Origin of the sequence: Brevundimonas sp. UBA2503 (genome assembly GCF_002341485.1) — a bacterium.
Taxonomy (GTDB): domain Bacteria; phylum Pseudomonadota; class Alphaproteobacteria; order Caulobacterales; family Caulobacteraceae; genus Brevundimonas; species Brevundimonas halotolerans.
On record NZ_DDOD01000025.1, the window covers coordinates 261,252 to 281,585 of the forward strand.

Sequence of the window (20,334 nt, forward strand, 5' to 3'; positions counted from 1 at the left end):
CGTCATACGCACCTGCATCTGATACTCTTTGAAGGATACGCCCCATGCCCATCGCCACCCGCGCCTTTGCCGCCGTCGCCGCCGACAAGCCGCTGGAGCCGTACGGCTTTGACCGGCGCGATCCGGGCCCGGACGATGTGGCCATCGAGATCAAATACTGCGGCGTCTGCCACTCGGATCTGCACATCGCCCACAATGACCTGGGCAACACCCGCTATCCGATCGTGCCGGGTCACGAGATTGCCGGGGTGGTGACGGCGGTCGGATCGAACGTCTCGCGTTTCAAGGAGGGCGACCGGGTGGGCGTCGGCTGCATGGTCGACAGCTGCCGGCAGTGCCAGCCCTGCCTCGAGGGCGAGGAGCAGTATTGCGTGCCCGGCATGACCCAGACCTATGGCTCGCCGGATCCCAAGGGCGCCGAGGTCGGGCAAAAGGTCACCCAGGGCGGCTATTCCGACCGGATCACAGTCGATCAGAACTATGTCGTGACCATCCCCGACAGCATCCCGCTGGACGCCGCAGCACCCTTGCTGTGCGCCGGCATCACGACCTATTCGCCGCTGCGCCACTGGAAGGTCGGGCCCGGTTCGAAGGTGGCTGTGATCGGCCTCGGTGGTCTTGGCCATATGGCGGTCAAACAGGCGGCGGCGATGGGGGCGGAGGTCACCGTCCTGTCGACCTCGGACCGCAAGAAGGCCGACGCCGAACGCATGGGCGCCAAACATTTCCTGATCAACTCCGACAAGGCGGCAATGGCGGCCGCGGCCGAAAAGTTCGACCTGATTATCAATACGGTCTCGGCCACGCATGAGATCGCCAGCCACGTTCAGCTGCTGGCCCGGGACGGGACCATGGTCATGCTGGGCCTGACCACCGAGGGCCTGCCGGTTTACGCCATGGGTCTGTTGTGGCGCCGTCGCTCGGTCGCCGGGTCGCTGATCGGCGGCATCCGCGAGACGCAGGAGATGCTGGACTTTTGCGCCGAGCACGGTCTGGCCTGCGACATCGAGGTGATCGCCCCGTCACAGATCAACGAGGCCTATGCCCGGATGCAGAAGTCGGACGTAAGGTACCGCTTCGTGCTGGACATGGCGCAGCTGTGAAGACAGCGGCCTAGCCGGGAACCCCGCGTTTCGTTAAGGCTTGGATGACGGAGGGGCGCGGGAGAGACGCCCCCCGCCCGGAAACGCAAGGAATTCATATGGCACGAGTGGCACTGGTCACCGGGGGAACCCGGGGCATCGGCAAGGCGATTGTTCAACGGTTGAAGGAAGACGGCATGGCCGTGGCGGCCGGCTATTCCGGCAATGCCGAGGCGGCCGAGGCCACGGCGAAGGAACTGGGCGTCATGGTGGTGAAGGGCAATGTCGGCTCGTTCGACGACTGCGCCCGCGCCGTTCAGGAAGTCGAGGCCGAGCTGGGCCCGATCGAGGTGCTGATCAACAATGCCGGCATCACCCGCGACGGCTTCTTTCACAAGATGACCGCCGACCAGTGGTCCGATGTGATCCGCGTGAACATGGACTCGGTGTTCAACATGACGCGTCAGGTCATCACCGGCATGCGCGACCGGGGCTTTGGCCGGATCGTCAACATCAGCTCGATCAACGGCCAGAAGGGTCAGATCGGCCAGACCAACTATTCCGCCGCCAAGGCCGGCATGATCGGTTTCACCAAGGCGCTGGCGCTGGAAAATGCGCGAAAGGGCGTGACCGTCAACTGTATCGCCCCAGGCTATATCGATACGGAAATGGTCGGCGCCATGGATCAGAAGGTCCTGGATGCCATCATCGCCCAGATCCCGGTCGGACGGCTGGGCAAGGGCGAGGAGATCGCCGACATGGTGTCCTGGCTGGCCGGTGAACGTGCCGGATATGTCACAGGATGCACCCTATCCCTGAACGGCGGTCAGTATCTGGTCGGCTGAGCAGGCCCTTGCCTAAAATCTGCCGGGGTGGGGAGTCATCCCTCAATCCATGAAAAGCGGGAGACAGGTCGGAGCGATACGGCGACCGGCACCCCTTGCCGTACTGGCGGGGGTGATGGTCTTCGGCTGGCTGTGCCTTGCCTTGCCCGGCCATGCCCAGGTCTCTGCAAACTTCCAGAGCGAGGATTCGCGCGCCCAGCGAGATCGCGGCCCGACCACCAGCCTGCCTGACAGTGGCCGCTATGTGTCCGAGACGGGCCAAGGGTTCATTCTCGACCGCTCCAACACCGGCACCCTGATGCGGTTCGACCGCTCCACCGAGGTCTGGGTGCTGCGCCCGTCGCCCGCCCCGCGCGGCGATGTGATCTTTCGCAATGACGCCGGTGATCAGGTTCTGAGGGTCACTCCCAATGGCGGCATGACCCTTTATACGACGGCGGCCCCCCAAGGCGCGCCCGTGTCGCTGGCCGGGCCGGCGCCGGAACTTCTGGCCCCCACGCTGACGGCGTTTCAGCTGATGGACTTCATCCTGCGCCAGAGCGACCGGGCCACGCGTGCGGTCGGCGAGCTGATCGTGGTCGACATGAATATCCAGCCAGGCTCTGAATCGGTGGCGACCGATGCCCTGTCGACGGCGGTCGACGCCATTGTCCGCATGGCCCGCTCGCCCAGTCTGCGCCGGGATGTGTCCAGGGTCAGGATGATCATCATCACCGACGTCGGGCCACGTCAGGTCAGCTTTTCGCGGGGCACGCTGCGTATTGTGATTGATCCCGATGCCGGTTTTGCCGGGCGTCCGTCCTCGGCCCGTATCGTGCGGGTCATCTCGGAAACCGAGTAGCTCAGCCGCGAAAGCGGTCCTTGGCTGCGCGCCGTTCAGCGAAGGTTGCGGCATCGCCTGCCGTCAGGAACGGATTGAACCGCCGCTCGGAGCCCAATGTGGTCGGAACGGTCGGCTGACCCGCCTCAATCTGACGCATCAATCCCTCGACATGGACGCGCAACTCGGGCCGGTCATCGACGCTCAGCGCGAACCGGGCGTTGGAAGCGGTATATTCGTGGGCGCACCAGATCACCGTCTCATCCGGCCAGTCCATCAGGGCCGACAGGCTGGCCCACATCTGATCGGGCGTGCCCTCGAACAGGCGACCGCAGCCGAGGGTGAACAGCACATCCCCGACAAAGGCCGTGCGTCCTTCGGCGTCGTGCAGCACCACATGACCGAGGGTATGCCCAGGTGTCGCGATCACCCGCAGCCGGGTCTGGCCGACGGACACAATGTCCTCATCGGCGATGACATGATCGAGCGGCGCAGCCCGGCGAACTTCCTCCGGTCCATGAATGACGCAGCCGGTGGCCGCCTTCAGCGCGGCATTGCCGCCTGTGTGATCCGGATGCCAGTGGGTGTTGAGAATCAGGTTCAGACCACCCCAGCCCAGCCCCTCCAGCTCCTCAAGGATGCGACCGGCATCGGGCGTGTCGATGGCGGCGACCGTGCTGGTGGCCGGGTCGCGGACCAGCAGGCCATAGTTGTCCGACAGGCAGGGAAACAGGTGCACATCCAGGGTCATGGCAAGGACTCTAGCAGGGCGGCAGCGTCCGGGGCTATCCTGTGACCATGCGGATGGCCATTGAGGATCTGAGACTGTTCTACGGCGAGCCGTCGGGGCGACTGGTCCGACGGCTGCTGGCCGAGCGGCTGGACGCCGCCTGGGGCGAAGCCGACGGCTGTGATGTCCTGGGTCTGGGCTATGCCACGCCTTGGCTCGGCGCCTTCGTCGGTGCGCGCCGTCTGATCGCCGCCATGCCGTCGGGACAGGGGGTCGAGGCCTGGCCGCGGGGCGCCCGCAACCGCTCGGTGCTGGTCGACGACCGGGCGCTGCCATTCTCCGCTGGCAGTTTCGACCGCGTGCTGGTGGTTCATGCCCTCGAGGAAGCCGACGACGTCCGGGCGCTGATGGCCGAGGCGATCCGGGTGCTGACCCCCGCCGGTCGGATCATCCTTGTCGCTGCGGCCCGCGGCGGCCTTTGGGCCCGGGCCGAGAACACGCCCTTTGGTCATGGTCGTCCGTTCACGCGGCGCCAGCTCGAGAAGCTGGTGCGCGAGGTGGGGCTGGAGCCCGCCGCCTGGTCGCAGACCCTTTACGTTCCGCCCTGGCCGGCGCTCTACGGCATGGCAGACGGCTTCGAACAGATCGGCCGCCGGGTGGTGCCGGGGGCGGCGGGACTGATCCTGCTGGAAGCGACAAGGCATGCCTATGCGCGGGTCCAGCCCGTCGGGGCGGCCGAGCGCGTGCCGCTAAGGGGGGCGGCCCTTCAGCCCTCTCCGGCGGGGCGCGGCGCAAGCCGGGCTCTGGCCCAGCCGGGCGAACACGCCTAGATCGTGGCCATGCACCGACTGATCCTGATGCGCCACGCCAAGGCCGAACGCGGCTCTCCCTCCGGCCGGGACAAGGACCGTCCCCTCGCGGCGCGCGGTCGCGACGATGCCGCCCGCGTCGGCAAGACGCTTGCGACCCGCGGGCTGAAGCCTGACCGGGCGCTGGTGTCGGGCGCAGCGAGGACCCGCCAGACCTGGGATATTGTCCATGACAGCCTCGGGGATGTCGAGGTTGCGATCATCGATGACCTCTATGAAGCGGACCCCGATATCCTGCGCGCCCGCATCGAGGCCGAGATGGACTCAGCGGGGTGTCTGATCCTGATCGGACACAACCCCGGCATCCACCAGCTGGCGGTCGAACTGCTGATGGAGGGGGCGGCGGCGCCGTCGGTGCTTGAGCGGCTTAGCAGTGGCTTTCCGACCGGCATGGCGGCGATCTTTTCGGTCGATGCGGCCGAGCGCTATGCGCTGGAAGGGCTGATCCGCCCCGACGACGCCGAGGCGGCGGCGTGACCGGGCCAGAGGTGATCTACAAGCTGGTGGATGCCGAGGACTGGCAGGTCGCGACGGTCGACGGGGCCTACCCCGGGTCGGCCGTCGACGTGCGCGACGGCTACATCCACATGTCGACCGCCGACCAGCTGGATGAGACCGCGCGGCGGCACTTCACCGGCCTGCCCGACCTCTTGAAGGTGACGATCGACACCGCCACTCTTGCCGCCCTGCCGGACGAGGCTCTGCGCTGGGAGCCGTCACGGGGCGGGGACCTGTTCCCGCATCTGTATGTGCCGCTGCCCCTGTCGGCCGTGCGGTCGGTCGAGCCCTGTCACGTTGATGCGGAAGGCCGACTGAGCCTGGAGGCCGGCGCGTGAGCCTGCTGGATGCCGGCACGGCCCTGTTGCGGCGACTGGACGCCGAGCGCGCCCATGACCTGGCCATCGCGGGGCTGAAATATCTGCCCCTTTCTGCGACTCGCGACGACCCGATCCTCAAGACCGGGGTGGCCGGGCTGAGCCTGTCCAATCCCGTCGGTCTGGCGGCGGGGCTCGATAAGAATGCGGTGGCCATCCGGGGTCTGGCGGGGCTGGGCTTTGGCTTTGTCGAGTGCGGCTCGGTGACCCCCCGCCCGCAGGCCGGCAATCCCCGCCCGCGCCTGTTCCGGCTGGAAGAAGATCGCGCCGTCATCAACCGCATGGGCTTTAACAATGACGGGCTGGAGGCCTTTGCTGCGCGGCTGGACCGGCGCCCGCCGGGCGTGGTGGTCGGGGCCAATCTGGGCGCCAACAAGGATGCCGAGGACCGCATCGCTGACTATGAGACCGGACTGCGCCGGCTGGGCGGACGGGCCGACTATATGACGGTCAATGTGTCCTCGCCGAACACGCCCGGCCTGAGGGGGCTGCAGACCGTCGAGGCACTGGAGCCGCTGCTGGCGCGGATCAAGGCCGCGAGGCCCGTGGACCGGCCTGTCTTCCTGAAGATCGCGCCGGACCTGTCGGGCGAGGACATCGGCCGGATCGTGGAGGCGAGTCTCGCCTACGGACTGGACGGGCTGATCGTGTCGAACACCACCCTCGACCGGCCCGACACCCTGAAATCCACCCACGCCGGTGAGGCCGGAGGCCTGTCGGGCGCCCCGCTTCAGGCCCGCGCCGCCATGGCATTGGCGGCAGCGGTCGAAGCCTCGGCCGGGCGCTTGCCCCTGATCGCGGTCGGCGGCATCCCGGATGGCGCCGAGGCCTATGCCCGCATCCGGGCGGGGGCCAGCGCGGTTCAGCTGTACTCCGCTTTGATCTTCGAAGGGCCCGGTCTGGTCCGGCGGATCAAGGCCGATCTGGCCGCCCGCCTGCGCGCCGACGGATTTTCCACAGTTGCCGAGGCCGTCGGCACCGCGCGTTGACGGAGCGTTAGGGCTGCCGCGTCACTATGGTGCAAAGGGCTCAAAGCCCGCACTCGGGGATGCGAATGTCCATGACAGCGGCCGACTTGTCGTCAGGCTGGGTCGAAGCGATCCGGCAGCGCCGAAAGGCGTTGCTGCAGCGTCTGGGCATGGGCGCCGCGAGCGCGCTTGTCTTCAGTCCGATCCTGGGCTGGGACTTTTCGGCTCTGTGGGTGGCGGGCTATTTCCTGGTTCAGGTGCTGGACCTGTGGGTGTTCGGGCCGGTCAATGGCGGGCGCGCCCGGTCTCTGGGTCCCGCAAGGTTCGTTGCCGCCGCCGTAATGCTGGTGCTGAACGCGGCATACTTCGGTAGCCTGTCTGTCCCGCTGTGGTTGGTCGGCGGGCCAATGGGCGGCGTCTGTGCCGCCATCCTGCTTTCGTCGGGGGCCATCTATGCCGTGGTCAACGCGCCCCGGTCGCGGACTGTGCTGGCGCTGAGCATTGCACCCCAGTTCCTCTACCTCGCGGTCACCCCCGTCTTCATGATGATTTTCGGGGCCTCGGCAGCCTTTGCCACGGCAGTCGCCATCGCCATCGCCGTCTTCATGACCTACTGCCTCAGCACATGGCAGCGCATGGACACCGCGCGCAAATCCGAGGAAGCCGCGCGTCTGGACGCCGAACGCCGCCGGGTTGAGGCGGAACGGGTCATGGAGAGCCGGCAGGCGTTCCTCGCCGCCGTCGGGCATGACTTGCGCACCCCCATCAGTGCCATCCTGGCCGGCGCGGGCGTGCTTCAGGACGGCGCCACCGACAGGACTGCGCGCAATCAGGCCCAGTTGATCACCGATGCAGGGCTGATGATGAAGTCCCTGCTGGACGACCTGCTGGATCACGCCAAGATCGAGGCCGGGGGCATGACGGTCGAGGTCAATGACTTCAACCTGCGCTCGCTGATCGCCCAGACGGCGCGTCTGTGGCAGGGGCCGATCACGTCCAAGGGGCTGAGACTGCGGATCGAGGGCGCCGCCCAGGTGCCGTCGCATGTGCGCGGCGACGCCATGCGTCTGCGGCAGGTTCTGAACAACCTGATCTCGAATGCGGTGAAGTTCACCGACAGCGGCAGCATCACCCTGAAGCTTTCGGTGTGGGACGAGGAGCCGTCCGGCCACGCCGTGCTGATCGAGGTGCGCGATACCGGGCCCGGCATGACCCCGGCCCAGATCACCCGCCTGTTCCAGCCCTTCGACCAGACGACCGAGGGCGTCAGCGCCCGCCATGGCGGCACCGGGCTGGGGCTGGCGATCAGTCGCCATCTGACCGAACTGATGGGCGGTCGCCTGACCGCGCGGAGTCAGCCGGGCGCGGGCTCCAGCTTTACCGTGGCTGTCAGCTTCCCGCGCGCCCTGTCCGACAGTCAGGACCTGCCGACGCTGGACCGCGCCGGCCGCGAAGTGGTGGCGCGTGCCCTTGGTGGCCTGCCCGCCCCGGCACCGGCGGCACCGAAACCGCGCGAGGAAGCACGGGTCGAGCCTTCATCAGTTCATGCCGAGCGTGTCGAAGCCGACGCCGTGCCCGACATCGATGCGGTCGAGACCGTCGACGCCGCCGGTGTTGATGCCGAGGAAGACGACGCCCCCATGCGGGTGCTGGTGGTCGACGATCACGATATCAACCGCCGCGCCATCCAGCTGATCCTGCAGCCGCTGGGCTGTGACGTGACGACGGCGGCCGACGGCATGGCGGCGCTGAAAGCCTGTGATGCCCAGAGCTTCGACCTGATCTTCATGGACGTGCGCATGCCCGAACTGGACGGCCGCGAGACCACCCGCCGCCTGCGCGCTTCGGACAATGCCAATGCCCAGGTGCCGGTCATCGCCGTCACGGCAGATACCAGCCCGGACGACATCACCGCCTGTGCCGACGCCGGCATGACCTATTTCGTGCCCAAGCCGATCACGCCCGCCACCCTGCTTGGCGCGGTCAATCACGTCATGAACGGCGAAACGATCCAGGGCTCGGCGTCGGACCGGGTGGAGGCTGTGGCTTAAAGCTGGCCCAGCAGGTGTTCGGCGGACGACACCTTGAACTCGCCGCCCTGCTCGATGTTGAGCTGCTCGACCACGCCATCCTTGACCAGCATGGAATAGCGCTGCGAGCGCTCGCCCATGCCAAAGCCCTTGGCATCCATGGTCAGGCCCACCGCGCGGGTGAACTCGCCATTGCCGTCGGCCAGCATGAGGATTTTGTCGGCGCCGTCCTGCGACTGTGCCCAGGCACCCATGACGAAGGCGTCATTGACCGAGACGCAGGCCACGGTATCGACGCCCTTGGCCTTCAGCGTTTCCAGGTTTTCGGCAAAGCCGGGCATGTGGCGGGCCGAACAGGTCGGGGTGAAGGCGCCGGGCACGGCAAACAGGGCCACGGTCTTGCCGTTGAAGATCTCAGAGACATTGACCGGCTTGGGCCCCTCGGAGGTGGCCTTCATCAGGGTCGCTTCGGGCAGGCGGTCACCGGTGTTGATCGTCATGGGAAAGTCTCCGCTGGAGGTTTGGGCCGGTCGGGCCGTTCCTGACCAGATAGACACGCCACGGGTCCGGGCCAAGGGCCGATCCGGCAAGATGCGCGAAACTGTGCCCTTGCGCGCGGCGGGGGCAGGCCCGATGATCGAACCATGGACGGCTTTTCCTCCCTCGCCGGTCGCCTGTTGATCGCCATGCCCGGCATTGATGACGACCGCTTTCGCCAGGCGGTGATCCTTGTGTGCGCCCACGGGCCCGACCACGCCATGGGGGTTCGGATCGACCAGCCGCTGATGGGAATCGACCTGTCGACCGTGCTGGAAAAGCTGGATCTGCCGCCCCCGACCGAGGGCTATGAAGCCCCGGTGCTGGCCGGCGGACCGGTCGAGCGCGAACGCGGCTTTGTCCTGCACACGGACGACTGGATTTCCGACGGCACCAGTCTGGCCTTCGGCGATGGTCTGGCGCTGACGGGCACGCGCGACGTGCTGATCGCCATGTCCGACCCGGTGACGGGCCCGCGCCGCTCGCGCCTGATGCTGGGCTATGCCGGCTGGGACGAGGGCCAGCTGGAGGCCGAACTGACCGAGAACATCTGGCTGACGGCCGAAGCCGACACCGACATGGTGTTCGACGACGACCACGAGACCAAATGGACGCGAGCCCTGGCCGGTCTGGGGGTCGATGCCGCCCGTCTGTCCGGTACCGGCGGCCGCGCCTGAGCCCTTCCCACCTTACGGAGCAACTCCATGAATCTGGCCCGCTTCCCTCGTGTGCGTCTGGCGCATCTGCCGACTCCGCTCGAGCCCCTGCCGCGCCTGTCCGAGGAACTGGGCATCGAGCTGTGGATCAAGCGCGACGACTGCACAGGGCTGGCCGGTGGCGGCAACAAGACCCGCAAGCTGGAGTTCCTGCTGGGCGATGCCTTCGAGCAGGAGGCGGACACGCTTGTGACCCAGGGGGCGGTGCAGTCCAACCATGTGCGCCAGACGGCGGCGGCGGCGGCGGCCCACGGCCTCGACTGCGAGATCATTCTGGAGGCGCGCACGGGGTCGACCGCGCACGACTATCTGGCCAACGGCAATGTGCTGCTGGACCGGCTGTTCGGCGCCGGGCTCAGGACCGTTGCGGCCGGCAGCGACATGGTCGCCGAACTCGAGACGACGGCGGCCGACGTGCGAGTGCGGGGTGGCAAACCGTACGTCATCCCCGGCGGGGGGTCGAACCCGGTGGGGGCGCTGGGCTATGTCGACTGCGCCCGCGAAATCGTGGTCCAGGCGGATGAGCTGGATCTCCGGATCGACCGGATCGTCACCGCGACCGGCAGTGCGGGCACTCACGCTGGTCTGGTCGCCGGGCTGGCGGTCATGGGGGCCGACGTCCCGGTGCTGGGCATTGGCGTGCGCGCGCCGAAGGAACGGCAGGAAGCCAATGTCTTCAAACTGGCCGAAGAGACCGCCGCCCTGCTGGGCCATGCGGAGCGCGTGTCCCGGGATCAGGTGGTGGCCGACTGCGACTATGTTGGCGAGGGCTATGGTCTGGTAGATCAGGGCGTGATCGACGCCCTGAAGCTGGCCGCCCGCACCGACGGCATCGTGCTGGACCCGGTCTATAGCGCCAAGGCGATGAAGGGGCTGATCGCGCTGTCCCGGGCCGGCCGGTTCAAGGGCGAGACGCTGGTCTTCCTGCACACCGGCGGTGCGCAAGGGCTGTTCGGCTACGAGAGCGTAGTGGGCGCGGGGCTGTAGGGCGGGTTACGCCGGTCGCCGCAGGATCTTTTCCATCGCCTTGCCCCTCGCCAGCTCGTCGATGAGTTTGTCGAGGTAGCGGATCTCGCGCATGAGGGGCTCGGCGACCTCTTCCACGCGGATGCCGCAGATGACGCCGGTGATCGCCTCGCGGGCCGGGTTCATCGCAGGGGCATCGGCGAAGAAGGTCTCGAAGTCCGTCTTCGCCGCGATCTGCGCCTCAAGTCCCGCGTGGTCATAGCCGGTCAGCCAGCCGATGATCCGGTCGACCTCGGCCTTGCTGCGCCCCTTCTTCTCCGCCTTGGCGACGTAGTGCGGATAAACGCTGGCGAAGCTGGTTCGGTAGATGCGGTGGCCGGTCATGGGGGATCAGCCCACGCCCCCGGCGATCTGCATCATGACCAGACCGGTGAACCAGGCCGCGGCGGTGCCGATGATATAGCCGACCACGGCCAGCAGGACGCCGACCGGGGCCAGCGACGGGTGGAAGGCAGCGGCGGCGACGGGGGCCGAGGCTGCGCCGCCGATATTGGCCATGGAGCCGACACCGAGGAAGAAGCTGGGCGAGCGGATCAGGAAGGCCATGGCGAACATCAGGGCCACGTGGATCAGCATCCAGACCCCGCCGATCAGGAAATAGACCGGGCTGTCGAGGATGGCGCCGATGTTCATGTTCAGGCCGACGGTGGCGACCAGCACATAAACGAAGACCGAGCCGACCTTGGACGCGCCCGGCCCCTGCAGCTTGCGCGCCGGGGTAAAGGACAGCAGCACGCCGATGACGGTGGCGATCAGCACCAGCCAGAAGAAGCTGGAATCCAGCGACAGCCGTTGGGCGAGGGGCCAGGTCTCGCCGAACCAGCCGGCCAGCGGATCGGCGACGGCGTGCGACAGGCCGACCGCTCCGAACCCGACCGCGAGGATGAAGATCAGATCCTTGAGCAGGGGGATGCGAGCGTGTTCGGCCTCATAGGCCTCGGCCTTGTGGCGCACCCGGTCGACGGCGGTGGTGTCGGCCCGGAACAGCTTGTCGAACATGCGCTGGTTGGCCGCGATGAACAGGACGACCGCCATCCAGATGTTGGCGACGATCACATCGACCGCGATCCAGATCGAGAAGGTGTCGGGCCCGGCGCCGTAGATCTCATAGAGCGCAGTCTGGTTGGCCGAGCCACCGATCCAGCTGCCGGCGACGGTGGCCATGCCGCGCCAGATGGCTTCGGGCCCCGCGCCCATCAGCTCGGGCGCGACCCAGCTTGTCAGCAGCAGGGCGACCGGGCCGCCGATCATCACCCCCACGGTGCCGGTCAGGAACATGATCAGCGCCTTGGGCCCCAGGCCGAACACGGCGGGCAGGTCGGCCGAGACCGTCAGCAGCACCAGCGCCGCCGGCAGCAGATAGCGTGAGGCGATATAGTAGAGCTGCGACTCCTCGGGATCGACGACGCCGAAGGTCGTCAGCAGCGACGGCAGGAAGTAGCAGAGCAGCAGGGCCGGAATGACGGTGAAGAAGCGCTGCACCCAGACGCTCTGGCGACTGGAGGCCCAGAAGACTGCGCCGAGGATGACGGCCAGCAGCCCCAGCACCACGGCGTCATTGGTGATCAGCGCAGTGCTGGCGGCGTCTTCGATCGGCATGGTCATCTCCCTCGTCCCCGGGGCATAAGGGCGAGGTCGTAGCGATTTGGCAAGCGGCGAGCGGGAGACGCGGATGAAGGTGCTGGGGGTTCTGGGCGGTATGGGCCCGGCGGCGACGGTCGCCTTTCTGGCGCGGCTGCAGGCCCTGACGCCCGCCACCTGTGACGAGGATCATATCCGCGTGCTGATGGACATGAACCCGCAGGTGCCCAACCGTCACCGCGATGAGCCGGGGGCGAAGCGGGTGCTGGGCGAGATGGCCGCACGGCTGCGCGACATGGGGGCCGAGGTGCTGGCCATGCCGTGCAACACCGCCCACGCCCACGCTGACGCCATCCGGGCCAGTGGCCTGCCCTTCATTGACATGGTGGCCGAGACCGCAGCAGAGGCGGCGCGCGGCGGTGCCAGACGGATCGGCGTGTTGGCTACGCCGGGCGGAGACGCCCTCTATGCCACGGCGCTGGAGGCGCTCGGGGTCGAGCCGGTCCGGCTGAACATAGCCGGGCGGCGTACGTTTCTGGAGGCGGTGTTTCAGGTCAAGTCGGGCGATGTCGGCGCGGGGCCGCAAGGCCTGATGCGCGGCCTGGCGGCAGGGCTGGTCGAGGCGGGCGCAGAGGTCGTGATCGGCGGATGCACCGAGGTGCCCCTGCTGATCGGGGTCGGCGACGTGGCTGTGCCGCTGGTCGACTCGGCCGAGGTGCTGGCGGCGGCCTGCGTCCGGATATGTCTGGCAGACATTGCCACCGCGAGCGACGCGCGGCAGGGGTAGGCGGATGAGCCCGACCCCCCTGATCATCGATTGCGACCCCGGCGTGGACGATGCCGTGGCGCTGCTGACCGCCTTTGGAACGCCCGCGCTGGAGCTGCTGGCCATCACCACGGTCGGCGGCAATGTGCCGGTCGACAAGACCGCGCGGAACGCCAGCATCCTGCGCCAGATCGCCGGGCGCGGGGATGTGCCGGTCTTCATGGGGGCCGAACGGCCGCTCCGGCGCGAGCCCATGGGGGCCGGAGAGTTTCACGGGGCCGAGGGGCTGGGCGACATGGTCCCGTTCGAGCCCGAAGCCGGCTGTGCACCGGGCACGGCGGTCGAGGCGATCATGGAGATCGTCATGGCGCGACCCGGGAAGACCGTATCGCTGGCGGTTCTGGGCCCGCTGACGAATCTGGCGCTGGCGCTTCAGGCCGAACCGAGTCTGGCGGAGCGCCTGGGGCCGGTGGCGGTCATGGGCGGTGCGCGGGCCGAGGGTGGCAACATCACGGCCTCGGCCGAGTTCAACATCTGGGCCGACCCCGAGGCGGCGGCCGAGGTGCTGGCCAGCGCCTGCGATGTTATTCTGTTCGGGCTGGACGTGACGCATCAGGTGCGGGCGACCGAGGCGCGGATTGCGGCGCTCGAGGCGCTCGGCACCGACCCGGCCGGGGCGGCGGCCTCCATGATGCGGTTCTCGCAGCGGATCGAGCGCGAGATCGTCGGCTGGGAGGCCCCCCCGGTCCATGACCTGTGCCCCGTGGCCTGGATGATCCGCTCGGATCTGTTCACCCTCCGGCCGTGCCATATTGCGGTCGAGACGGTGAGCGACCTGACCCGGGGCCATACGGCGGTCGAGTTCCGGGAGGACGTGGCGGGCCCGCTGCGGCACCGGTGGGCGACCGGTGTGGATGTCGACGGGGTGTTCGAACTGCTGACGGAGGCGGTGCGATGAGGATCACGGTGGTCGGGTCGATCAATGTCGACATGGTGGCGACGGCGCCCTCCCTGCCGCGTGCGGGAGAGACGGTGACGGGGGCTGTGCTGGCGCGGCATCCGGGCGGCAAGGGGGCCAATCAGGCGCTGGCCGCGCGGCGGCTGGGGGCCGAGGTCGCCCTGATCGGGGCGGTCGGCGAAGGGCCGCTGTCGGACGAGGCGTTGGTGCTCCTGGAAGAGGCAGGCGTGGACCTGAAGGGCGTCGGCAGCGCCGAGGGCACGCCGACCGGCGTGGCCCTGATCGCGGTGGACCCCAGTGGCGAGAACCAGATCGTGGTCGCCTCGGGCGCCAATGGTCAGGCGCGGCCCGAACATCTGCCGGCCCGGATCGAGGACCCGCTGATCGTGCAACTGGAACTGCCGGTCGAGACCGTCGAGGCGGCGGTGGGGCGGGCCACGGGGTTCGTCTGCGCCAATCTGGCCCCGGCGCGGCCGGTGTCGGAGGGCCTGCTGCGGCGCTGTGACCTGATCGTCGTCAATGAGACCGAGGCGGCCTTTTACGGTGACGCCCTGCATTCGGGCGGCGGGCAGGTGGTGATCACCCGGGGGGCCAAGGGGGCCAGTCTCTACAAGCGCGGGGCGGTGGTGGCCGAGGTGGGGGCGCCGCTGGTCGAGGCTGTGGATGCGACGGGGGCCGGTGACGCCTTTGTCGGGGCGATCACGGTGGCGTTTCTGGAAGGCCAGCCGGTCGACGCGGCCCTGAGATTTGCCTGTGCGGCCGGGGCCCTCGCGGCCACCGTGGCCGGGGCCCAGCCCTCACTTCCGACGCGGGAGCAGGTTGAGGCCCTGCTAAACTCGGGCATGGCCGGGTGAACGGTCGGGCGGCTGGGGGGTTGAGTCATCTGAACCCAACCAAGGAGCCCCCCAATGTCCGATGCCGCCCAGAAGGCCCAAGCCGAAAAGGCCATGAAGCTGAAGGCCGAATCCGCCCCGCCCGCCCATCCGGATCCGGGCCAGACTGCCGACGAAGGCATGCAGCCGACCCATGAGCGTGACATCGCCCCCTCAGGTGCGCTCGACGCGGAAGGCCACCGCCCGGTGCTGGAACGCTCGCGCAAGGTGCGCTGAGCCACCCATCACCCCCTCTCTCCCTCATTCAGGAAACTCCATGCAAATTCAGATCAATACGACCAGTGACATCGATGGCAGCGCCGCCCTGATCAGCCATGCCGAGGATCAGGTGCGCCAGCGTCTGTCGCGCTATCAATCCCGCCTGACCCGCATCGAGATGCACCTCGGCGACGAGAACGGCGCGCGCGACACGGCAGGGGACAAGCGATGCGTTCTCGAGGCCCGCCCCACCGGACTGGCGCCGGTCACCGTGACCGATCACGGCGATACGCTGGAATCGGCCATGGGCGGCGCCCTGAAGAAGATGGGCTCGCACCTCGACAGCGTGTTCGGCAAGCTGGACGCCCGCTGAGACGGCCCGCTTCCCGCGCTCAAACTTGGAACAACGTCCCGAGCGTTCTAGAGACGAGGCATGACACAGGATGATTTGAGCCCGGGCCTTTCCAGCGCGCGTGCGTCACTGGTCGGCGGACGCCCGCAAGAGGCCCTCGCCACTGTGCGTGTCCTTCTGGATCGGGGCACGGAGAGCCCCGCCCTTCACGGATTGCACGCCCAGGCCCTGCTGAAAACGGGTGACGAGAGCGGTGCCGAGGCTGCGGCCGACCGAGCCCTGTCGCTGGATGTGCGCGAGGCCCGGGCCCTGTGCGTCAAGGGGGATATCCTGAGCCGGCGCGGGGAGTTGCGGGACGCCAATGCCTATTACGGCGGGCTGATGCGGGTTCTGGAAGGCGCGCCGACGCTTGACGCCGATCTGAATGAGGGTCTGGCGCGGGCGCGGGAACTGCGCCAGCGGGTGACCGGTGACATGATGCAGACCCTGCAGGGGGAGTTGCAGGGCGCCGGTTTCAACGAGGAACGGTCGCACCCGCGGTTCCGGCATGCACTGGATCTGGCCCTTGGCCGCAGGGCCCTCTACATGCCCCAGCCCAAGGCCTTCTATTATCCGGAGTTGCCGGCGTCGCAGTTCTATCCGCGCGCGGACTTCCCCTGGCTGGACGGGGTCGAGGCGGCGACCGACGCCATGCTGGGCGAGCTGAACGGTGTGCTGGGACAAGAGAATGAGTCCTTCTCGCCCTATGTCCAGACCATGCCGAACATGCCCAAGCGGCCCGGCGACCTGTTGATCGACAGCATGGACTGGAGCGCCTGCTTCCTGTGGCGCGACGGGCGGGAGACCGCCTATGCCGCCCGCTGTCCGCAGACGATGGCGGCATTGGCCGATGCGCCGCTCTGCCGGATCCGGGGCCGGTCGCCGCAGGTCATGTTCTCGCAGCTGAAGGCGGGCGCGCGGATCCCTGCGCACCATGGCTATGTGAACACGCGGCTGGTCTGCCATGTGCCTCTGATCGTGCCGGAGGGCTGCCGGTTCCGGGTCGGCAATGAGACCCGCCACTGGCAACGCGGCGAGGCTTGGGTGTTCGATGACACGATCGAGCATGAGGCGATGAACGACAGCGCCTCGGACCGGGTCATCCTGATCTTCGACATCTGGCACCCGGCCCTGTCCGAGGAGGAACGCCATCTGGTCGGCACCCTGCTGGAGGCCATGGACGCCTATTCGCCCAATCCCGCGACCTGGGAGTAGGGGTCAGAGGGTCACCACCAGTCGCGCGACCGAGCCTTCGGCAAGGCGGTCGAAGCCCTCGTTGATCCGGTCCAGCGGCAGGCTGCCGCTCATCAGACGGTCGACCGGCAGGCGGCCCTCGCGGAACAGGGCGACGTAGCGGGGCAGGTCGCGCGAGGGCACGCAGGTGCCGATATAGCTGCCCTTGAGCGTGCGCTCCTCGGCCACCAGTCCGACGATATTGACCGGCAGCACAGCATCCGGAGGGGGGAGGCCGGCGGTGACGGTGGTACCGCCGCGGCGGGTCATCTTCCAGGCGGCCTCGAGCGCGCGGGCGGAGCCGGCCATCTCGACCACGACTTCGGCCCCGCCGCCGGTCAGGGCGCGGACCTGGTCGATGGCGTCGGCATCGGCGGCACGGACGGTGTGCACCGGCCCGAGGGTCCGGGCCAGCGCCAGCTTGTCCTCGCTGAGGTCGACCGCCACGACAGGCGAGGCGCCACAGGCCAGCGCGCCCAGCACCGAGGCCAGACCCACACCGCCCAGACCCACGACGGCCACCGATTGGCCGGGCCGGACCCCTGCCGTATTCACCACCGCGCCGACGCCCGTCAGCACCGCACAGCCGAACAGGGCGGCCTGATCGAACGGTAGGGCCGGGTCGATGCGGATCAGCGACCGGCGCGAGACCACGGCCCGCTCGGCAAAGGCGGAGCAGCCCAGATGGTGGTGCAGGACCTCATCGCCGGCATGAAGCCTTTGGCCACCGGTCAGCAGTTCGCCCCGGCCATTGGCGGCCGCGCCCGGTTCGCACAGGGCGGGGCGGCCCTCGGCACAGGGTGAGCAATGGCCGCACGACGGCATGAAGACCATCGCCACATGGTCGCCGACCGACAGGTCCTCGACACCTTCGCCAAGGGCCTCGACCTCTCCGGCCGCCTCATGGCCCAGCGCCATCGGCAGGGGGCGGGGCCGGTCGCCATTGATGACGCTGAGGTCGGAGTGGCAGAGGCCCGCGGCACGGATGCGGACCTGAACCTCGCCGGGGCCGGGCGGATCGAGCGTCACGGTCTCGATCGAGAGCGGGCGGCTGTCGGCATAGGGGCGGCTGGCCCCTATGCTGCGGAGAATGGCGGCGCGGGTTTTCATGATCGCATGCGAGACGCCTTGACGCGGCGTCCGTCAAGCCCGGGTCGGCGACCGGGGTGGAGTGGAGACTCCGAAAACAGACTCCACTTTCTCCAACTGCAACACCTCCTGTGACGGCTTCTGTTCAGTCGATCCTGGCATGGGTGTCCGTCAGAAGCGGTCGGAGCCGACCCCCTTACGCAAGGCTGGAGCAATCCCGCGTTATCGCCTACGACTTGAAAAAAAGCGGGAGGTTACGGGTGACAGGCACGATCGAACGGACACGGCGCGAGGACTACAAGCGGTTCCAGGCCATCTCCACGCGGTGGATGGACAATGACGTCTACGGCCATGTGAACAATGTCGTCTATTATTCGTGGTTCGACACGGCGGTGAACCGGCTGCTGGTCGTCAATGGCCTGCTGGACATCCATGAGGGGTCGGTCGTCGGCCTGGTGGCCGAAACGGGCTGTCGCTATTTCTCGCCCACCGCCTTTCCGGACGAAATTCAGGCGGGCGTCCGCGTCGCCCATGTCGGGACCAGTTCGGTGCGCTACGAGATCGGCCTGTTCCGCAACAAGGAGGAGGAGGCCGCCGCCGTCGGCCACTTTGTCCACGTCTATGTCGACCGCGAAACCAAGCGCCCGGTGCCGGTCGACGACAAGATGCGCGGATTCCTGGAGAGCCTTCGCCCCTGAGCCATCATGCCCTGACGGGTGACAAGCCGGTCGCGCCGGGCTATGCGGCGCGCCTCACATTTCCCTTGAGACTGCCGAGACGACGACCATGGCCGGCCATTCCAAATTCAAGAACATCATGCACCGCAAGGGCCGCGCCGATGCGCAGCGGTCCAAGCTGTTCTCCAAGCTGTCCCGCGACATCACCGTGGCGGCCAAGTCGGGCCTGCCGGACCCGGCCATGAACCCGCGTCTGCGCCTGGCGGTCAACAACGCCAAGGCCGAGAGCCTGCCCAAGGACGTGATCCAGCGGGCGATCAACAAGGCCTCGTCCGGCGACGTCGATACGATGGAAGAGGTCCGCTACGAAGGCCGCGGCCCCGGCGGCGTCGGCATCATCGTCGAGGCCCTGACGGACAACCGCAACCGCGCGGCCTCGAACATCGGCACGGCCTTCAAGAAGAACGGCGGTGCCCTGGGCGAAATGAACTCGGTCGCCTTCATGTGGGACCGGGTGGGCAAGATCACCTATCCGGCCGAGGCGGGCAGCGAGGACGCCATCATGGAAGCCGCGATCGAGGCCGGCGCCCAGGACGTCGAAAGCGATCTGGAAAAGCCCGACATCTATGAGGACGCTCCCGGCCACACCATCTGGACCGCCTTCGAGGACCTGAACGAGGTGGCCGAGGCCCTGTCGAAGATTCTTGGCGACCCGAAATCAACGGCTATCGTCTGGAAGCCCCAGTCGCTGGTGCCGGTCACCGGCGAGGCCGTTGGCACGCTGATGAAGCTGCTGGATGCGCTGGACGCCGAGGACGACGTCTCGAGCGTCTATTCGAACGAGGACATCTCGGACGAGGACGCGGCGCAGTACGCGGGCTGACCGGAACATCCGGGCGACCTCAAGGGTTGGTCAGGGCGAACCGCAACGCTTTGACCCGAGGGCCCCATGGATATCTGCCAGCTGATTCTGGATGACCACGCCGAACAACGCCGCCTGTTCGGCCTGATCGAGCAGATCGACCCGAACAACACCGACGCCCTTTCGGCGGTCTGGGGGCGGCTGGCCGCCTTCCTCGACGCCCACGCCGAGGCCGAGGAACGCCATTTCTATCCCGACCTGCTGAAGAAGGGCGAGGGCGCCAACGACGCTGACGACGGCACGGTCGAGGGCGAGACCGAGGACGCCATCACCGACCACAACAAGCTGCGCGATGCGGTCAAGGCCGTGGAGCGCCACACGGTTGGCAGTCCCGAATGGATTGATGCGGTGGGCGAGGCCAATGTGGTCAACTCGAAGCACATGGGCGAGGAGGAGCGCCAGGGCTTGACCGACTTCCGCCGGAATGTGTCTCTGAAGGACCGCCACGATCTGGGCGTGAAATATGCCGCCTTCCAGGCGCGGCACATCACCGGGGTCAAACCGGTCAACAAGGACGTCGAGGCCTATATCGACACGCACAGCTAAGGGGGCGCTATGCGCAGGGGGAGCAGGACAGGACGAGGCATCATCCGGCGGATCGGACATGCGGACGGCGGTGATCAGCTGGCTATTCGCGATCATCCTGCTCGTCGGCGCGGCGGCACTGATGACCTGGGCCATCCATGGCGGCATCCGTATGGCGTCGGTCATTGAGGCCGAGGTCAAAGAGGACCGGGCCCGATCCGAAGCGCCCGTCATTCTGGTCCAGCCGGACGCGCCCCCTCTTGTTGCGGTGGAGCGAACGGAGTGGAGCCTGACGCCTCCTCCCCCTTCCAGGACGAAGGGCGCCCCGCCTTCATGGCTTTTGCGACCCCAACCCCGCTATCCGGAAGAGGCCATCGGCGCCGGTATCCCCCGGGGCACGGTCGAACTGCGGTGCGTGTCGGGCCCGGACGGGCAGGTGCGGGACTGTGTAGTGACCGCCGAGACCCCCGAAGGATACGGGTTCGGGCGAGAAGCCTTACGGGCGACAGGGGACGCGCGGATGCGACCCGCCGAGGTCGATGGCGAATCCGGCGAGGCATCGGCGTCTTTCGGCGTCCATTTTCATCTGGAGGATTAGACCCC

At 67.8% G+C, this 20,334-nt stretch carries 25 protein-coding genes; 20 read left to right on the top strand and 5 right to left on the bottom strand.

The features are described from left to right. The first annotated feature begins 44 nt into the window (after positions 1-44). The 3 genes from B4K74_RS12760 (at position 45) to B4K74_RS12770 (ending at position 2,768) form a co-directional block, all read left to right on the top strand. Complete coding sequence (locus B4K74_RS12760; protein WP_286693259.1) at positions 45-1,103, top strand: NAD(P)-dependent alcohol dehydrogenase; 1,059 nt, start codon at positions 45-47, stop codon at positions 1,101-1,103. A gap of 98 nt (positions 1,104-1,201) precedes the next feature. Next, on the top strand, positions 1,202-1,927 hold the full coding sequence (phbB, locus tag B4K74_RS12765; RefSeq protein ID WP_123288561.1) for an acetoacetyl-CoA reductase: 726 nt from the start codon (positions 1,202-1,204) through the stop codon (positions 1,925-1,927). 49 nt (positions 1,928-1,976) lie between these two features. Continuing rightward, the gene (locus B4K74_RS12770) at positions 1,977-2,768 is read left to right on the top strand and encodes a DUF4908 domain-containing protein (RefSeq protein WP_286693260.1); all 792 of its coding nucleotides are present in this window, start codon (positions 1,977-1,979) and stop codon (positions 2,766-2,768) included. 1 nt (position 2,769) lies between these two features. On the opposite strand, the gene gloB is transcribed toward B4K74_RS12770, so the two are convergent. Next, on the bottom strand, positions 2,770-3,498 hold the full coding sequence (gene gloB / locus B4K74_RS12775; RefSeq protein WP_123288559.1) for a hydroxyacylglutathione hydrolase: 729 nt from the start codon (positions 3,496-3,498) through the stop codon (positions 2,770-2,772). 53 nt (positions 3,499-3,551) lie between these two features. Between gloB and B4K74_RS12780 the strand changes: the two genes are divergently transcribed. The 5 genes from B4K74_RS12780 to B4K74_RS12800 all read left to right on the top strand — a co-directional run bounded on the left by B4K74_RS12780 (position 3,552) and on the right by B4K74_RS12800 (position 8,240). After that, positions 3,552-4,307 (top strand): class I SAM-dependent methyltransferase, encoded by a 756-nt coding sequence (locus B4K74_RS12780; protein WP_286693261.1) that lies wholly within the window; start codon positions 3,552-3,554, stop codon positions 4,305-4,307. A 9-nt stretch (positions 4,308-4,316) separates the two neighbouring features. Then, the gene (locus B4K74_RS12785; RefSeq protein ID WP_286693262.1) at positions 4,317-4,823 is read left to right on the top strand and encodes a SixA phosphatase family protein; all 507 of its coding nucleotides are present in this window, start codon (positions 4,317-4,319) and stop codon (positions 4,821-4,823) included. After that, entirely contained in the window at positions 4,820-5,182 is a 363-nt protein-coding gene (locus B4K74_RS12790) for a DUF952 domain-containing protein (protein ID WP_286693263.1), read from the top strand. The genes B4K74_RS12785 and B4K74_RS12790 overlap by 4 nt, the downstream gene beginning before the upstream one ends. Beyond that, the gene (locus B4K74_RS12795) at positions 5,179-6,210 is read left to right on the top strand and encodes a quinone-dependent dihydroorotate dehydrogenase (RefSeq protein WP_123288555.1); all 1,032 of its coding nucleotides are present in this window, start codon (positions 5,179-5,181) and stop codon (positions 6,208-6,210) included. Before B4K74_RS12790 ends, B4K74_RS12795 begins: the two co-directional genes overlap by 4 nt. Before the next feature lie 71 nt (positions 6,211-6,281). Continuing rightward, positions 6,282-8,240: an ATP-binding protein gene (locus B4K74_RS12800; protein ID WP_286693264.1), complete on the top strand. Its 1,959-nt coding sequence runs from the start codon at positions 6,282-6,284 to the stop codon at positions 8,238-8,240. Here the strand turns inward: B4K74_RS12800 and B4K74_RS12805 are convergent. Then, positions 8,237-8,719, bottom strand: coding sequence for a peroxiredoxin (locus tag B4K74_RS12805; RefSeq protein WP_286693265.1), 483 nt, complete (start codon positions 8,717-8,719; stop codon positions 8,237-8,239). The genes B4K74_RS12800 and B4K74_RS12805 overlap by 4 nt on opposite strands. 144 nt (positions 8,720-8,863) lie before the next feature. On the opposite strand from B4K74_RS12805, the gene B4K74_RS12810 reads away from it, so the two are divergent. Beyond that, a complete protein-coding gene (locus tag B4K74_RS12810) occupies positions 8,864-9,433 on the top strand; it encodes a YqgE/AlgH family protein (RefSeq protein ID WP_123288552.1) in 570 nt (189 codons plus the stop codon). Positions 9,434-9,460: 27 nt separating this feature from the next. Beyond that, positions 9,461-10,459 (top strand): D-cysteine desulfhydrase, encoded by a 999-nt coding sequence (locus B4K74_RS12815; protein WP_286693266.1) that lies wholly within the window; start codon positions 9,461-9,463, stop codon positions 10,457-10,459. Positions 10,460-10,465: 6 nt separating this feature from the next. On the opposite strand, the gene B4K74_RS12820 is transcribed toward B4K74_RS12815, so the two are convergent. After that, positions 10,466-10,822 carry a DUF2200 domain-containing protein gene (locus B4K74_RS12820; protein WP_286693267.1) on the bottom strand — a complete coding sequence of 119 codons (357 nt, stop codon included), beginning with the start codon at positions 10,820-10,822 and terminating at the stop codon, positions 10,466-10,468. A gap of 6 nt (positions 10,823-10,828) precedes the next feature. Continuing rightward, positions 10,829-12,097 carry a DUF819 domain-containing protein gene (locus B4K74_RS12825; protein ID WP_286693268.1) on the bottom strand — a complete coding sequence of 423 codons (1,269 nt, stop codon included), beginning with the start codon at positions 12,095-12,097 and terminating at the stop codon, positions 10,829-10,831. Between the two features lie 73 nt (positions 12,098-12,170). On the opposite strand from B4K74_RS12825, the gene B4K74_RS12830 reads away from it, so the two are divergent. The 6 genes from B4K74_RS12830 to B4K74_RS12855 are packed head-to-tail and all read left to right on the top strand — an operon-like array spanning position 12,171 to position 16,500. Then, positions 12,171-12,866, top strand: a complete 696-nt coding sequence (locus tag B4K74_RS12830; RefSeq protein WP_286693269.1) for an aspartate/glutamate racemase family protein — start codon at positions 12,171-12,173, stop codon at positions 12,864-12,866. Between the two features lie 4 nt (positions 12,867-12,870). Then, the gene (locus B4K74_RS12835) at positions 12,871-13,803 is read left to right on the top strand and encodes a nucleoside hydrolase (RefSeq protein WP_286693270.1); all 933 of its coding nucleotides are present in this window, start codon (positions 12,871-12,873) and stop codon (positions 13,801-13,803) included. Then, a complete protein-coding gene (locus B4K74_RS12840; RefSeq protein WP_286693271.1) occupies positions 13,800-14,657 on the top strand; it encodes a ribokinase in 858 nt (285 codons plus the stop codon). The genes B4K74_RS12835 and B4K74_RS12840 overlap by 4 nt, the downstream gene beginning before the upstream one ends. Positions 14,658-14,711: 54 nt before the next feature. After that, the gene (locus B4K74_RS12845; protein ID WP_286693272.1) at positions 14,712-14,912 is read left to right on the top strand and encodes a hypothetical protein; all 201 of its coding nucleotides are present in this window, start codon (positions 14,712-14,714) and stop codon (positions 14,910-14,912) included. 40 nt (positions 14,913-14,952) lie between these two features. Continuing rightward, positions 14,953-15,267, top strand: a complete 315-nt coding sequence (locus tag B4K74_RS12850; protein WP_286693273.1) for an HPF/RaiA family ribosome-associated protein — start codon at positions 14,953-14,955, stop codon at positions 15,265-15,267. A 60-nt stretch (positions 15,268-15,327) separates the two neighbouring features. Then, positions 15,328-16,500: an aspartyl/asparaginyl beta-hydroxylase domain-containing protein gene (locus B4K74_RS12855; protein WP_286693274.1), complete on the top strand. Its 1,173-nt coding sequence runs from the start codon at positions 15,328-15,330 to the stop codon at positions 16,498-16,500. A 3-nt stretch (positions 16,501-16,503) separates the two neighbouring features. Here B4K74_RS12855 and B4K74_RS12860 read toward each other — a convergent pair whose 3' ends face one another. Next, positions 16,504-17,628, bottom strand: a complete 1,125-nt coding sequence (locus tag B4K74_RS12860) for a zinc-dependent alcohol dehydrogenase family protein (RefSeq protein ID WP_286693275.1) — start codon at positions 17,626-17,628, stop codon at positions 16,504-16,506. A gap of 239 nt (positions 17,629-17,867) precedes the next feature. Here B4K74_RS12860 and B4K74_RS12865 point away from each other — a divergent pair, with 239 nt between their 5' ends. The 4 genes from B4K74_RS12865 to B4K74_RS12880 all read left to right on the top strand — a co-directional run bounded on the left by B4K74_RS12865 (position 17,868) and on the right by B4K74_RS12880 (position 20,329). Continuing rightward, positions 17,868-18,305 (top strand): thioesterase family protein, encoded by a 438-nt coding sequence (locus tag B4K74_RS12865; protein ID WP_339784540.1) that lies wholly within the window; start codon positions 17,868-17,870, stop codon positions 18,303-18,305. 88 nt (positions 18,306-18,393) lie between these two features. Next, positions 18,394-19,167 carry a YebC/PmpR family DNA-binding transcriptional regulator gene (locus B4K74_RS12870; RefSeq protein ID WP_286693276.1) on the top strand — a complete coding sequence of 258 codons (774 nt, stop codon included), beginning with the start codon at positions 18,394-18,396 and terminating at the stop codon, positions 19,165-19,167. Between the two features lie 66 nt (positions 19,168-19,233). After that, complete coding sequence (locus B4K74_RS12875) at positions 19,234-19,752, top strand: hemerythrin domain-containing protein (protein ID WP_286693277.1); 519 nt, start codon at positions 19,234-19,236, stop codon at positions 19,750-19,752. A 58-nt stretch (positions 19,753-19,810) separates the two neighbouring features. Continuing rightward, positions 19,811-20,329 (top strand): energy transducer TonB, encoded by a 519-nt coding sequence (locus B4K74_RS12880; protein ID WP_286693278.1) that lies wholly within the window; start codon positions 19,811-19,813, stop codon positions 20,327-20,329. Positions 20,330-20,334: the final 5 nt, after the last annotated feature.